This window comes from Pelagivirga sediminicola (assembly GCF_003072125.1).
GTDB classification, from domain to species: domain Bacteria; phylum Pseudomonadota; class Alphaproteobacteria; order Rhodobacterales; family Rhodobacteraceae; genus Roseovarius; species Roseovarius sediminicola.
The window spans coordinates 40,815-53,860 of sequence record NZ_QCYH01000010.1 but is presented as its reverse complement, the minus strand read 5'-3'; the positions used below and the strand labels follow the sequence as shown (position 1 = coordinate 53,860).

Here is a 13,046-nt window from a genome sequence, read left to right as displayed (position 1 = left end):
CAATATGGGGCTTTGCCCCCTGATGGCAAAGCGCCGCGTCACGCGCGAAACAGCAGCCCTGGACCCCAGCCCCCGGCACCCTCGCCCGCAAGTCTCAGCATGTGCCATAGCAGCGCCTGATTGGACGTGACCACCGGCAACCCGGTGATCGCCTCGACGTCGTCAATGATGTCGAAGGTCTGCAAATTCGTGCAACTGGCAAAAAGCGCATCGACCCCCGGCGCCTTCGCCGCCTCCAGCAGCGCCGCGCGGGTCGAGGCAGGATCGATCCGCGCGACGCGGCGATCATCCGGCTCGGCAAAGCTGGTCTGATGCGCGATCTCGATACCGCTTGCGCCCAACAGCGCGCATATGGGCGCGGTGACGCTGGGCAGATAGGGCGTGACCATGCCGATCCGCCGGGCGCCCAAATGCTGCAATGCGGCGCGCGCCGCGCTGATCGGATCGGTGACCTCTGCCGCGGGATGGATGCTGCGGATCTGCTCGCGCACGCGCTTTGGCCCGATCACGGTGGCCCCCGACGTGCAGGCATATCCGATCGCGTCCAGCCCGGCGGGCAGCAGCGCGGCGGCGGCGGGCATGGCCGCGTCCATCTGCGCCAGCGTCTCGGGGGTGATCGTGGTGGCCACCGGGATGCGCGTGTGCAACAGCACGGCGCCCCGCCGCGCCAGCATCCGCCGCGCCTCGAATTCCAGCGTCTCATCCGTCGCCAGCACGATCAGGCCCAGCCGCGCACCGGCCCCGGCGCCGTCGTTCAGCACATACTTCATCAGCCGCCCCCCGGCCGGCTGAGCGTGCCGCCCGACACCGCCGCGCGCACGCCCGTCGTGCTGGCGCAAGAGGTGGGCAGCCCCCGCGCCACGCGCACCGCCAGATAGCCGAATGCCTGCGCCTCCAGCATGTCGCCATCGAGGCCCACATCCTCGACCGGCGCCACCTCGCAATCGAGCGCGGCGCGCAGCATGTCCATCATCACCGGATTATGCCGCCCGCCGCCAGTCACCAGAAGGCGCGCGGGCGGGGCCGGACAATGCTCCATACCGCGCAACACACCGGCGGCGGACATGGCGGTAAGGGTTGCGGCGGCATCCGCATCGCTCAACTCCCCTACCAGCCCGATCATGTCGGCGAAGGCGTCGCGGTCCAGCGATTTCGGCGGCATCTTCAGAAAATAGGCCTCGTCCAGAAACATCTCAAGCGCGCCCTCGGCCACGGTGCCGCCGCGCGCCAGCCTGCCGCCCTCGTCATAGGGCACGCCCCGGCGCGCCATCATCAGATCATTGATCGGCGCATTGGCCGGGCCGGTGTCAAACGCGATCAGCGCCCCATCATCTTCGGGACGCCGCGCGCCGGGATCGACCCAGGTCAGATTGCCCACGCCGCCCAGATTGAGAAACGCGACAGGCACATCCGCCCCGATATATTTTGCGCAGGCAAAGTGAAAGAACGGCGCCAGCGGCGCGCCCTGCCCGCCCAGCCGCACATCGGCGCTGCGGAAATTCCAGACCACGGGCACACCCAGCGCCTCGGCCAAGGCCGCCCCATCGCCCAGCTGATGCGTGCCGCGCCCCTGCGGCTCATGCGCGAGGGTCTGGCCGTGAAAGCCGACCAGCTGCGCCGCGTCAAAACCGCTCAACGCCTCGATATGCGCCTGCATGACAACGCGCGCCGCCGCGTCCAGATCATCCCCCGGCCAGCGCCCCAGCGCGGCGGCCAGAACCGCCTGCTCCCCGGCCGAATAGGGCCGGTAGCGGCTGGCGCCAAAGCCGTAAATCGCCTCGCCGTCGGTGTCGATCATCGCCGCATCGACCCCGTCCAGTGACGTGCCCGACATCGCCCCCAAGGCCCATAACCGCCCTGCCTTCAACATGGCCTTTTCCTTTGCCTGATGCGCCCCTATACATGCCGCGCAAACCAGACCGGGACAAGCACCATGACCTATCATCCGAAATCCGAATTCCTGAACGTGATGATATCGCGCGGCTATCTGGCCGACTGCACCGACCTGCAGGGGCTGGACGATGCGATGATGGCGGGCGTGGTGCCCACCTATATCGGCTATGACGCGACCGCCAAATCGCTGCATATCGGCCATCTGCTGAACATCATGATGCTGCGCTGGCTGCAAAAGACCGGGCACAAGCCGATCACCCTGATGGGCGGCGGCACCACCAAGGTGGGCGATCCCAGCTTTCGCAGCGACGAGCGGCCCTTGCTGACGCCGCAGGTGATCGACGAGAATATCGACGGGATGCAGCAGGTCTTTGCGCAATACCTGACCTATGGCGATGGCGCGCGTGATGCGATGATGGTCAACAACGCCGAATGGCTGGACGGGCTGAACTACCTCGATTTCCTGCGCGACATCGGGCGGCATTTTTCGGTCAACCGGATGCTGTCGTTTGAATCGGTGAAATCGCGCCTCGACCGCGAGCAATCTCTGAGCTTCCTCGAATTCAACTACATGATCCTGCAAGCCTATGATTTTCTGGAGCTGAACCGCCGTTATGGCTGCGCATTGCAGATGGGCGGCTCGGACCAATGGGGCAATATCGTCAACGGCATCGACCTGACGCGCCGCGTGATCGACGGCCAGGTCTTTGGCCTGACTTCGCCGCTGCTGACCACCTCGGACGGGCGCAAGATGGGCAAATCCGCCGATGGTGCGATCTGGCTGAATGGCGAGATGTGCAGCCCCTACACGTTCTGGCAATTCTGGCGCAACACGACCGATGCCGATACCGGGCGTTTCCTCAAGCTCTATACCGAACTGCCGCTGGAGGAGTGCGAGCGGCTCGGCGCGCTTGGCGGCGCGGAAATCAACGAGGCCAAGATCATCCTGGCGAACGAGGTGACCAGCCTGCTGCACGGCGCTGAGGCGGCCGAGGCTGCCGAGGCCACCGCGCGAGAGGTGTTCGAGAAGGGCGGCGTCGGCGACGATCTGCCCACCCTGACGCTGGAGCCGTCCGAAGTGGCCGATGGCATCTCGATCGTGCAGCTCATCGTGCGCGCGGGCCTTGCCAAATCCGGCAAGGATGCCAAACGCCTGATCGCGGAGAACGGCGCGCGGCTCGACGATGCGCCGCTGTCCGATGCCGGCCTGATGATCGACGCCGCCGCCCTCGCCCAGCCGATCAAGCTGAGCGCGGGCAAGAAACGCCACGCGCTCATCCGTCTGGGATAAGCGCGGCACGCCGCTTCATCTTGGCAAAAATACTCCCGGCGCAACCTTCTGCGCCGGGCGCAGCAACAGATCAGGCGCGCCCGAACTCGATCACGTCGGCCTCGGTCACGATCATGTCCAGCGGCTGATCGGTCGGCTCCAGCGGCAGCTCCGCCGCCTCTTGCGCGCCGTAGGCAAAGCCGATGGCCAGCGCGCCGCCCGCCTTGCGCAGCCCCTCCAGCGTGCGGTCGTAAAAGCCCCCGCCGTAGCCCAGCCGCCCGCCCGCGCGATCGAACGCCACCAGCGGCACGATCAGGATTTCCGGCGTGATGAAATCATCAAGCTGCGGGATACGCGCGCCGAACGGGCCGTCCTTCATCGCGCCGCCCGGCCACCAGCGCGAGAATTTCAGCGCCTGCCCCTCGCCCACGATCACTGGCACGCAGACCGGGCCATTCGCCGCCGCCTCTTGCATCGCGGGCAGCGGATCGATCTCGGTCCGGATCGGCATGTAGCCCGCCAAAGGCGCGCCGCGATACCCGGCCAGAACCTCGCTCAGGCGCCCCGCCGCGGCGCCGCGGCACGCCTCATGCGCCGCCTTGCGCCGGGCAAACGCCGCCTTGCGGGCGGCGGCCTTGATCTGCGCCAGATCGCTCATAGCAGGAAGATCGTGGCAAGGCCCAGAAAGGACAGGAACCCGATCACGTCCGTCAGCGTGGTCACGAAGGTGCCCGAGGCCAGCGCCGGGTCGATCCCGAACCGGTCCAGCGTAAGTGGCACCAGCGTGCCGGCCAGCCCGGCCACCGTCAGGTTGATCACCATCGCCGCCGCGATCACATAGCCCAGCACCGGCGAGCCGAACCAGACATAGCCCATGCCCCCCATCAGCACGGCAAAGACACCGCCGTTCAGCAGCCCGACCAGCGCCTCGCGCCGCACGACGCGCACCGCGTTCGAGCCGGTCAGATCGCGCGCCGCCAGCGCCCGCACCGCCACGGTCAGCACCTGCGTGCCCGCGTTGCCGCCCATCGAGGCGACAATGGGCATGAGCACCGCCAGCGCGACGAATTGCGCGATCGTCGCCTCGAATCGCGAGATCACCAGCGCGGCGAGGTTCGCGGTGACAAGGTTCACCACCAGCCATGGCAGCCGCCGTCGCGCGGTCGCGCCGACCGAGTCCGACAGCGAGCTTTCCTCGTCCACACCCGCGAGGCGCAGCATGTCCTCCTCATGCTCGTCGTCCAGAACGGCCATGGCGTCATCGATGGTAATGACGCCGACAAGGCGCTCGTTCTCGTCCACGACGGGCGCCGAAATCAGATGATACTGGTTGAACGCATAGGCAACGTCGCCTTCGTCCTGCGTCACCGGTATGACGTGAAACGTGTCCTCCACCAGACTGCTCAGCATGACCTCGCGGCGCGATGACATCAGCTTGCCCAGCGTGACATTCCCCACGGGATGCAGTTTGGGATCGACCAGCATGATGTGATAGAATTGCTCGGGCAGCTCCTGCTGATTGCGCATGAAATCAATCGCTTCGCCGACGTTCCAATGCTCGGGCGCCATGACGAATTCGCGCTGCATCAGGCGCCCGGCCGAGTATTCGGGATATGTCAGCGACTGGCGCACCGCGATCCGGTCGCTGTCTTCCAACACTTCCAGAATGGCATCCTGCTCGTGATCTTCCAGATCCTCGATCAGGTCGACCACATCGTCGCTATCCAGCTCGCGCACCGCATCGGCCAGAACCTCGGGGTTGAGGTAGCGCAGCACCTCCTCGCGGATCGAATCCTCCAGCTCGGACAGGATATCGCCGTCGAATTCGTCGCCATAAAGCTCGATCAGGCGCCGCCGGTCGAAGGCGTCGATCTGCTCCAGCAAATCGGCGATGTCGGCGGGGTGCAGCGGCTCCAGCTCGGCGATCAGCGCGGCGCGGTCGTCATTGTCGACGGCATTGATGATCCGCGCCACCGCCTGGCGGCCCAGATCGTAGGCGCCCTCGCGCTCGTCCTCGGGGGCAGGAGCGTCCGGTGTCTGATCGTGATCGTTCATCTGTCGCTCCCGATGGCGTGTTGCGCAGCTTTACGCAATGAGCATGCGAAAAACAACGTGCGACCCTGCGCGCGGCGCTGAAAAAACGGTGAGCATCCCCGCCGCATCGGCGCCAGACTCGGAATCGGGGCCAAGCGCCTTAGGTTCCGGCAGGACGCCACATCAGGAGAATTGCCCTCATGTCCAACCAGACCCGCCCTGCAGCCGCCCGTCATCTGCGCGCCGCGATCGCCGCCATCGAGGCCGAGTTCGGGCCCGATTATGCCGCGCAAAACCCGCATCTTGTCGCCGCATTGGTGCAATCGGCCACCATCGAGGCGGCGGTCGCAACAGGATACGGCGCGCATCAGGAGGCGCTCGGTCTGGCGCAAGGGCTGACATCGCAGATCTGCGAGACGCTTTTGCGTCTCAAACCGAAATTTTTTGGCGGCTGATGCGGTTAGCTGGCCATATCGGACAGCACGCTCAGCAGCCCGGACGGCCCAGCATCATCACCCAGGTATCGCGCTCACGCACCAGCGCGAATTCGCGGGCGCCCTCGCTCAGGATATTGCGCCGGTGGCCGGTCGAGTTCATCCAGCCGCTCATCACCGCGTCAATGCCAGGCTGGCCTTGCGCAATGTTCTCGGCGATGAAGCAAAACCCGTAGCCCGCCGCGCGGGCGCGGTCCCCGATCCCCGACCCGTCCGAGCCGGTATGGCTGAAAAACCCGTTCTGAACCATGTCTTGCGCGTGGCCTGCCGCCGCGCGCGACAACGCGGCACTGGTCGAAAGCGGCCCCAGCCCCGCATCTGCGCGCAAGGTATTGACCTGCGCCTGCGCCGCGCCGCCCAAATCCTCGGCAAGGGCAGGTGCAGCCATCAGGCAAAGGCCAAGGCAAGAAGCGAGCAGTCGGCGCATGATCAGGTCTCCGTCATCGGCAGAAAAGCAGGCGAAGCGTAGCGGTCGGGCTGCCCAGCAGCCAGTGCAATCGCGGCTTGCGGCGCATTTGGCCGCGCACCGATGCACGGGCGCCTCAGCGCACTTGCGAGAGCACCTTCAGCGCGGCGTCATGCTGCACCCGCCCCGCGGCGGCCACCACGCGGCCGCCATCCACAGCGGGGCCGCCCTGCCAATTGGTGACGATGCCGCCCGCCGCCTCGATCACGGCGATGGGCGCGCAGATGTCATAGGCGTTCAGCCCCGCCTCGATCACCAGATCGACCTGCCCCAGCGCGAGAAGCGCGTAGGCATAGCAGTCACAGCCATATCTTACGATCCGCGCACGCGCCGCGATCTCGGCAAAGGCCGCGCCCTCCGCCGCCGTCCCGACCGCCGGAAAGGTCGTCATCACAGTTGCCGCGTCAAGCGCGCGGTCGCCGCAGGCGGCAAGGGCGCGCGTGCCATGCGGACCGGTCATGCAGGCGCGGCCCAGCCCGCCCTCGAACCGCTCGCCGATATAGGGCTGATCGATCAGGCCATAAACGGCGCCCTGCGCGTCCATCGCCGCGATCAACACCCCCCAGGTGGGCGTGCCCGCGATGAAACCGCGCGTGCCGTCGATGGGGTCCAGCACCCAGGTCAGACCGCTGGTGCCGTCGCTTTTGCCGAATTCCTCGCCCAGAATGGCGTCTTGCGGGCGTTCCTTGGCCAGAATGTCGCGCATCGCGCGCTCCGCGGCGTGGTCGGCGGCGGTGACGGGATCGAACTGCCCTTCGCTGGTGGCGCCCGCGGCGAACTTGTTCTCGGCGCTCAAGGTGCCGGTACGGAAATGTGGCAGAATCGCCACGCGCGCGGCATCGGCCAGACGATGTGCGATATGGATGATGCGCGCCGCCTCCGCCGGATCGGTCCGATCCTGCGAGCGCAGCGCGCTGCAAATGATGTCATCGGATGTCACGGCAATCTGCCCTCGCATGGCAGCCTCGCGCCGCGCCTGAATCGCTGTCAGGCGACGTCGCTCAGCACGCGGGCCAGATCGAACAGGCGGCGACGCTGATTCTCGGGAATCGCGTAGTAGGAGCGCACCAGATCCAGCGCCTCCTTGTCGCCCAGCAGATCGGCAGGGCTGCCCTTGGGTGCGGCAATCTGGTCGCCGCTGGAGGGCGCCGCCTGCATCCCTTCAAAGAAAAAGGCAACATCGACCCCCATCGCCGCCGCGATATCCCACAAGCGCGACGCGCTGACGCGGTTTGCGCCAGTCTCGTATTTCTGGATCTGCTGGAACTTGATCCCGACGCTTTCCGCAAGCTGTTGCTGCGTCATTCCCGCCAGCCACCGGCGGTGCCTGATGCGTTTCCCGACATGGACATCGACAGGGTGGGGCATGTTCAAATCCTTTTAACGGCGGCTGATGCGCCATGATACGCGGGGCACTATGCGTCCCGCGCAGACAAAGCGGCGTTCCCGCGATACATACACGCAAAAATATAGCGCAAACATTAACATCGGTCAGAAGTTATTCAACAAAAAATGCGCCCTTTGCGGCGCCCGGCCCGAATTTATTCAATCCTTGCGGGAAAAAGCCGGACAAATACCTGAGAATCGAGCGCGCCGCGGCAGTAAATTGACAAGTGCCGTGCCGCCTGCGCACTCTGCGCCGCATCCCGATCGCCCTCTCGCAAAGGCCCTGCCGACCCATGACGATGCAAGCCCTTCACCTGACCTCGCACAGTGCCGCGCCGGCCCTGACCGCGCTGCCGGTCCCGGCACCCGGACCCGGCCAGCTCAGGCTGCGAATCCATGCCTGCGGTCTGAACTTTGCCGATCTGCTGATGATCAAGGGCAGCTATCAGGACACGCCCGCCTTGCCCTTTACCCTCGGCATGGAGGTGGCGGGCATTGTCGATGCGCTGGGGCCGGGCCCCAGCGGCCCGGCGCCGGGCACGCGCGTTGCGGTCTATGGCGGCCATGGGGGCCTGGCCGAATACGGATGTTTCGATGCCGCGCGCGCCCTGCCCCTGCCGGACAGCATGGGCTTTGACGCCGCCGCCGCGTTTCAGATCGCCTACGGCACCTCGCACCTGGCGCTTGCCCATCGCGCGCGGCTGAGCGCGGGCGAGACGCTGCTCGTTCTGGGCGCGGCGGGCGGCGTGGGCCTGACGGCGGTCGAGATCGGCCATGCCATGGGCGCGCGCGTCATCGCCTGCGCCCGCGGCGCGGCCAGGCTGGAGGCCGCGCGCGCGGCGGGCGCAGATCACCTGATCGACGCCGAGACCGATGACATCCGCGCCGCCTGCAAGGATCTGGGCGGCGCCGATGTGGTCTATGATCCGGTCGGCGGCGCTCAATTCACCGCCGCCTTCCGCGCCTGCCGTCCCGAGGCGCGCATCCTGACCATCGGCTTTGCCAGTGGCGACGTGCCGCAGATCCCTGCCAATCACCTGCTGGTCAAGAACCTGACCGTCATGGGCCTTTACTGGGGCGGATACCTGAGCTTCGCGCCCGATGTGCTGACGGGATCGCTGGCGACCTTGCTGGACTGGGCCGCGCAGGGGCGCATCACGCCGCGCGCCCACCACAGCTATCCGCTGGAGCGCGCGACGGAGGGGCTGGATCTGCTGCGCACACGCCAATCCACCGGCAAGATCGTGGTGACGATGTAGGCGCGCGCCACAATCGGCGCGCACCGCACAGATCCATGACCGAAAAGCCTTGAAAACCGCCCCCGCGCGCCCGATATTGGTCGCAACGCTTCGCCATGGGGCATGGCACGATCAACCTGGAGGGATAAATGGCTGAATACAAAACGATCCGGACGGCGGGCGCGACCCGCTCCGCCCAGATTGACCAGGGCCTGCGCGCCCATATGAACAAGGTCTACGGCACCATGTCCGTGGGCATGCTGCTGACGTTCCTGACCGCTTGGGCCGTTGGCAACAACGCCTACATGATGCAGACGCTGTTCACCGGCTTCACCCGCTATATCGTGATGTTCGCGCCGCTGATCATGGTCTTTGCCTTCGGCGCCGTCATCAACAAGTTTTCGGCCGCGGCCGCGCAGCTGTTCTTTTACGCCTTCGCGGCGGTGATGGGCGTGTCGATCAGCTATATCTTCATCGTCTTCACCGATTTCTCGATCGCGCAGGTCTTCCTGACCACCTCGATCGCCTTCGCGGGCCTGTCGCTTTGGGGCTATACCACCAAAAAGGACATCTCCGGCTGGGGCAGTTTCCTGATCATGGGCGTGATCGGCCTGATCGTGGCGTCGATCATCAACATCTTCCTCGGCTCGCCCGCGATCATGTTCGCCATCTCGATCATCGGCGTGCTGATCTTCGCGGGCCTCACGGCCTACGACACGCAGTCGATCAAGAATGAATACCTGGCGCACGCACAGCACGGCGACAGCGAGTGGCTGGGCAAGTCGGCGATCATGGGCGCGCTGCGCCTCTATCTCGACTTCATCAACATGTTCATGTTCCTTCTGCAACTGCTGGGCAACCGCGAGTAACACTGCGAACCCGGACGTGATAAAGCCTGCCAAGCTCCATGCTTGGCAGGCTTTTTTCTTGGCGCGCCTTCGCGCCCTCAAGGACGCTCCAGCCCGCCCATCACGGCAGATGCGCAATGATCCGCAGCGGGCCGCCGGAGCCTCCCTCGATCTTCATCGGCATGGCAATTATCGTGCTGCCCGTCGCAGGCAGCGCGCTCATGTCGGCAACATTCTCGAAGGCCGCTATGTTATTCGTCATAAGCGCGACATGTGTTGCGAAATCCGCCGATTGCCCGTAATCGATCGATGGCGTATCCAGCCCGACCGCTCCGATCCCGCGCGCGACAAGCAGCTCGGCCCCATCGACACCCAGCCCCGGGAAATGCAGATCGGCGACGGCTTCCTGCCCCCGCGCTGCCGTTCCCATATAGGTTTCGCGATCCGGATAAAGCCCCGCGCGGCCGGTATTCAGCAGAACAATGGCGCCTTGCGGTATCTCTCCATGCTCGGCCTCGAAGGCCTCGATATCGGCCGCCGACACCAGATAATCGACATCCTCAGCCGACTGGCGGGTGACATCGATGACAAACCCCGGCCCGATCAATTGCTCGATGGGAATTTCATCGGATGAATGCCCGCCCTCGGCAAAGTGAACCGGCGCGTCCAGATGCGTCCCACCATGTTCGGACGAGGCAAAATCGTAGGATGAGTAGTAATAACCACCTTCGGTGTGGCCCGCAAAAATCTCGGTCTGCTCAAACATATTGGCGGTCGGCCAATAGACCGAGTCGGAATTGAACGCATGTGTCAGATCGATCCAGGTGCCTTTGGACAAGTCTTGCGCGCTGGCAGAACTCGCAAGCAAGGCAGCGAAAAGCGTGAGTACGGGTTTGGTCATGGGATCATTCCTCCGGGCGATCTATGAGACCATCCAGCGTATCCCCTTGCCCGAACCGTGCAACCTTTTCGCAAAAATCCGCTCATCACGGCGGATCATTGCCCAGCGATAACGCCCTTCAGAAACGATGCCGGTCCAAAGAAAAAGCCGCGCTCGAACGGCGCGGCCTCTGTCAACTCTTCAAATTCGGCAGATCGTTACTTGATCTTGCCTTCCTTGTACTCGACATGCTTGCGCACGACGGGATCGTATTTCTTGATCGCCATCTTCTCGGTCATGGTGCGTGCGTTCTTCTTGGTCACATAGAAGTGGCCGGTGCCCGCGGTCGAGTTCAGGCGGATCTTGATTGTGGTCGGCTTCGCCATTGGTCATCTCCTGCGCCGGGCAGCCGGGCTGCCGGTAAATTCATTTGTCTGCCTTTTAACGCCGCCACCCCCCGAGTCAACCGCCATTGCGACATATGAGCGGCGCGCGGCCCCGGTTTTTTCTTGGGCCAAATACCCAAAAGAGCGCGGCCAGATGCGACCGCGGACGTTCTTGTGACGCGGAACAGGAAAATTCGCAGAATTTTCCACACCGGTCCAGATATGCGCGGAGGGCCTGTAAGCCGGATTCTGTCCAGAGACGGGCCAAGACCCGCCCCCTGGATGACCATTCATCTGAAGACGATGTTGCCACCGCCCCTTTGGCTGCCAACCCGGACCGCCGGGCCAAGACGTGCCTGCGGGCGGTATCGGGAAACCCGACCTGCCCCGCGCGCGGTCCCTATTTGGCATTGCTCCCGGTGGGGCTTGCCGTGCCGGTGCTGTTGCCAGCCCCGCGGTGGGCTCTTACCCCACCGTTTCACCCTTACGCCCGATAAACGGGCACGGTCTGTTTTCTGTGGCGCTTTCCCTCGGATTGCTCCGGCCGGGCGTTACCCGGCACCGTTGCCTTGTGGAGTCCGGACTTTCCTCCCCGGCAGGGTTGCCCCTGCCAAAGCGGCCATCCAGCCCTCCGCGCAGATGTCAGTTAAGCGCCCGGCCCCGCCCGGTCAACGCCAAAGCGCGCGGCGATGTCGGCCACCACCGCCATATCCTCCGCCGCGAGCGGCTCCCGCGCCCATGGACGCCAGCGCAGGCGCAGCGCGGTCAGGACCTGCGCATCGGTGAATTCGGCGCCATAGCCGATTCGCTCGCTCAGGGCGCGAAACCGGGCCGGATCCGCGCCCGCCCCCGGCGCGGGCCAGACGGCCAGCCCCTGCAGCGCAAGGCGGCGCCAGTCGAAATGCGGGCCGGGATCATCCTTGCGATCCGGCGCCATGTCCGAATGGCCGATGACCCGCTCGGGCCGGATATGCCAGCGCGCCATGATACCGCCCATCAGCGCCTCCAGCACCCGCATCTGCGGCTCGGCAAAGGGGTGATTGCCGCGATTGGCCAGCTCGATCCCGATCGAGCGCGAGTTGACGTCCCCCGCGCCGTCCCAGCTGCCGCGCCCTGCGTGCCAGGCGCGCTGCGCCTCGTCCACAAGCTGCCACAGCGTGCCGTCCTCGCCGATCACGTAATGGCACGATACACCGGCCTGCGGATCGCACAATCGGTCAACCGCGGCCTCGGCCGTCGCCATCTTGGTGAAATGAAGGACCAGCATATCGGGCCGGAGCCCGCCGCGCCGCGCGCCGACATTGGGCGAGGCGCGCCAGATCGCCGATCCTGCCGCGCCCGGCGCCAAGGCGGGCACCGTCACCCGCCCGGCCTCAGCCGCCGGCGGCCTTGCGGAAGGGGCGCGGATCCCAGTCGCAGGCATAACCGTCGCCGTCCGGATCGAGGCCCAGGCGGTCCCGCTCCGGGCCGCCCTTTTCAAGGAACGCGATCTGCGCCAGATCCGGGCCGGGATAAGCCGCGCAATTACGCTCGAACTTGGCCTGCTTGTTCAGCCCGCCGCGGCGATAGACCTGCGTGCCGGGCGCATGTTTGCTGCTGAGCGCATAGGCCGCGATGTTGGGGCCCTCGCCGCCCGTGCGGCTGGGAAGCGACTGAACCTGCGCGACCTGATACTGCCTGCGCTGCTCGGCAACGCGGGCGGCGTCGTCCTCGATCGAGCGGCGCGAGCTGACGGCGTCAAAATTGTTCTCGACCGAGATGCCCGGCGCATCGGCGATCTGCGGCGCCGGGTTGCCCGGCCCGGCCTGCACGATGGGCCGACCGGAATTGGCGGCCAGATCCTCGGGATCGGTGCCCAGCGCGGCGCGCGTCTGCGCGGCCAGCTCGTCGGCTTCGCTGCGCGCCTGCCCGCCGCCGCCCAGCGGCTGGCCGGCGGCGGCGTTCGGCGCGGGCGACGCGTTGCCCGCCAGCTGCGCATCGCGCGCTGCCTGACGTTTCTCGTATTCGCTGTAGCTGCCGAACCCCACGCCGGCGCCGCTATCCGGCCCGCTGTCGGGGATGGACGTGCCGCAGGCGGCCAGCGCCAGGGGCAGTGCCAGAATGACCAGAGCAGTCTTCGGGAATCGCATGTTCGTCTTTGCCTCGTTCAGG

Annotated in this window: 15 protein-coding genes and 1 other RNA gene; 4 read left to right on the top strand and 12 right to left on the bottom strand. The window is 65.8% G+C overall.

Annotation, left to right across the window (positions count from 1 at the left end; all coding sequences use genetic code 11):
• Positions 1-38 precede the first annotated feature (38 nt).
• Together DC366_RS15050 and DC366_RS15045 are read right to left on the bottom strand one after the other, a co-directional pair.
• Positions 39-770 carry a maleate cis-trans isomerase family protein gene (locus DC366_RS15050; RefSeq protein WP_108693096.1) on the bottom strand — a complete coding sequence of 244 codons (732 nt, stop codon included), beginning with the start codon at positions 768-770 and terminating at the stop codon, positions 39-41.
• Positions 770-1,870, bottom strand: a complete 1,101-nt coding sequence (locus DC366_RS15045) for an anhydro-N-acetylmuramic acid kinase (RefSeq protein WP_108693052.1) — start codon at positions 1,868-1,870, stop codon at positions 770-772. Before DC366_RS15045 ends, DC366_RS15050 begins: the two co-directional genes overlap by 1 nt.
• Positions 1,871-1,933: 63 nt before the next feature.
• Here DC366_RS15045 and tyrS point away from each other — a divergent pair, with 63 nt between their 5' ends.
• Positions 1,934-3,184: a tyrosine--tRNA ligase gene (gene tyrS, locus DC366_RS15040; protein WP_108693095.1), complete on the top strand. Its 1,251-nt coding sequence runs from the start codon at positions 1,934-1,936 to the stop codon at positions 3,182-3,184.
• A 70-nt stretch (positions 3,185-3,254) separates the two neighbouring features.
• On the opposite strand, the gene DC366_RS15035 is transcribed toward tyrS, so the two are convergent.
• Together DC366_RS15035 and mgtE are read right to left on the bottom strand one after the other, a co-directional pair.
• Positions 3,255-3,821, bottom strand: coding sequence for a 5-formyltetrahydrofolate cyclo-ligase (locus tag DC366_RS15035; protein WP_108693051.1), 567 nt, complete (start codon positions 3,819-3,821; stop codon positions 3,255-3,257).
• Positions 3,818-5,218, bottom strand: coding sequence for a magnesium transporter (mgtE, locus tag DC366_RS15030; RefSeq protein ID WP_108693050.1), 1,401 nt, complete (start codon positions 5,216-5,218; stop codon positions 3,818-3,820). Before mgtE ends, DC366_RS15035 begins: the two co-directional genes overlap by 4 nt.
• 179 nt (positions 5,219-5,397) lie before the next feature.
• On the opposite strand from mgtE, the gene DC366_RS15025 reads away from it, so the two are divergent.
• Positions 5,398-5,652: a hypothetical protein gene (locus DC366_RS15025; RefSeq protein ID WP_108693049.1), complete on the top strand. Its 255-nt coding sequence runs from the start codon at positions 5,398-5,400 to the stop codon at positions 5,650-5,652.
• A 31-nt stretch (positions 5,653-5,683) separates the two neighbouring features.
• Here the strand turns inward: DC366_RS15025 and DC366_RS15020 are convergent, their stop codons facing one another.
• From DC366_RS15020 to DC366_RS15010, 3 genes are all read right to left on the bottom strand, one after another.
• On the bottom strand, positions 5,684-6,118 hold the full coding sequence (locus DC366_RS15020; RefSeq protein WP_243405150.1) for a CAP domain-containing protein: 435 nt from the start codon (positions 6,116-6,118) through the stop codon (positions 5,684-5,686).
• A gap of 115 nt (positions 6,119-6,233) precedes the next feature.
• Positions 6,234-7,067, bottom strand: coding sequence for an inositol monophosphatase family protein (locus DC366_RS15015; protein ID WP_243405159.1), 834 nt, complete (start codon positions 7,065-7,067; stop codon positions 6,234-6,236).
• Between the two features lie 77 nt (positions 7,068-7,144).
• Complete coding sequence (locus DC366_RS15010; RefSeq protein WP_108693046.1) at positions 7,145-7,525, bottom strand: helix-turn-helix domain-containing protein; 381 nt, start codon at positions 7,523-7,525, stop codon at positions 7,145-7,147.
• Positions 7,526-7,842: 317 nt separating this feature from the next.
• Here DC366_RS15010 and DC366_RS15005 point away from each other — a divergent pair, with 317 nt between their 5' ends.
• Both DC366_RS15005 and DC366_RS15000 read left to right on the top strand, forming a co-directional pair.
• The gene (locus DC366_RS15005) at positions 7,843-8,802 is read left to right on the top strand and encodes an NADPH:quinone oxidoreductase family protein (RefSeq protein WP_108693094.1); all 960 of its coding nucleotides are present in this window, start codon (positions 7,843-7,845) and stop codon (positions 8,800-8,802) included.
• Positions 8,803-8,930: 128 nt separating this feature from the next.
• Positions 8,931-9,650 carry a Bax inhibitor-1/YccA family protein gene (locus tag DC366_RS15000; RefSeq protein ID WP_108693045.1) on the top strand — a complete coding sequence of 240 codons (720 nt, stop codon included), beginning with the start codon at positions 8,931-8,933 and terminating at the stop codon, positions 9,648-9,650.
• A gap of 100 nt (positions 9,651-9,750) precedes the next feature.
• Here the strand turns inward: DC366_RS15000 and DC366_RS14995 are convergent, their stop codons facing one another.
• The 5 genes from DC366_RS14995 to DC366_RS14975 form a co-directional block, all read right to left on the bottom strand.
• On the bottom strand, positions 9,751-10,530 hold the full coding sequence (locus tag DC366_RS14995) for a cyclase family protein (RefSeq protein WP_108693044.1): 780 nt from the start codon (positions 10,528-10,530) through the stop codon (positions 9,751-9,753).
• A gap of 197 nt (positions 10,531-10,727) precedes the next feature.
• Positions 10,728-10,895 (bottom strand): 50S ribosomal protein L33, encoded by a 168-nt coding sequence (gene rpmG / locus DC366_RS14990; protein ID WP_007204264.1) that lies wholly within the window; start codon positions 10,893-10,895, stop codon positions 10,728-10,730.
• 222 nt (positions 10,896-11,117) lie between these two features.
• Positions 11,118-11,530: RNase P RNA component class A (gene rnpB, locus DC366_RS14985), an RNA gene on the bottom strand.
• A gap of 11 nt (positions 11,531-11,541) precedes the next feature.
• On the bottom strand, positions 11,542-12,258 hold the full coding sequence (locus DC366_RS14980; protein WP_439331663.1) for an N-acetylmuramoyl-L-alanine amidase: 717 nt from the start codon (positions 12,256-12,258) through the stop codon (positions 11,542-11,544).
• 10 nt (positions 12,259-12,268) lie between these two features.
• Positions 12,269-13,024 (bottom strand): hypothetical protein, encoded by a 756-nt coding sequence (locus DC366_RS14975; RefSeq protein WP_108693093.1) that lies wholly within the window; start codon positions 13,022-13,024, stop codon positions 12,269-12,271.
• Positions 13,025-13,046 lie beyond the last annotated feature (22 nt).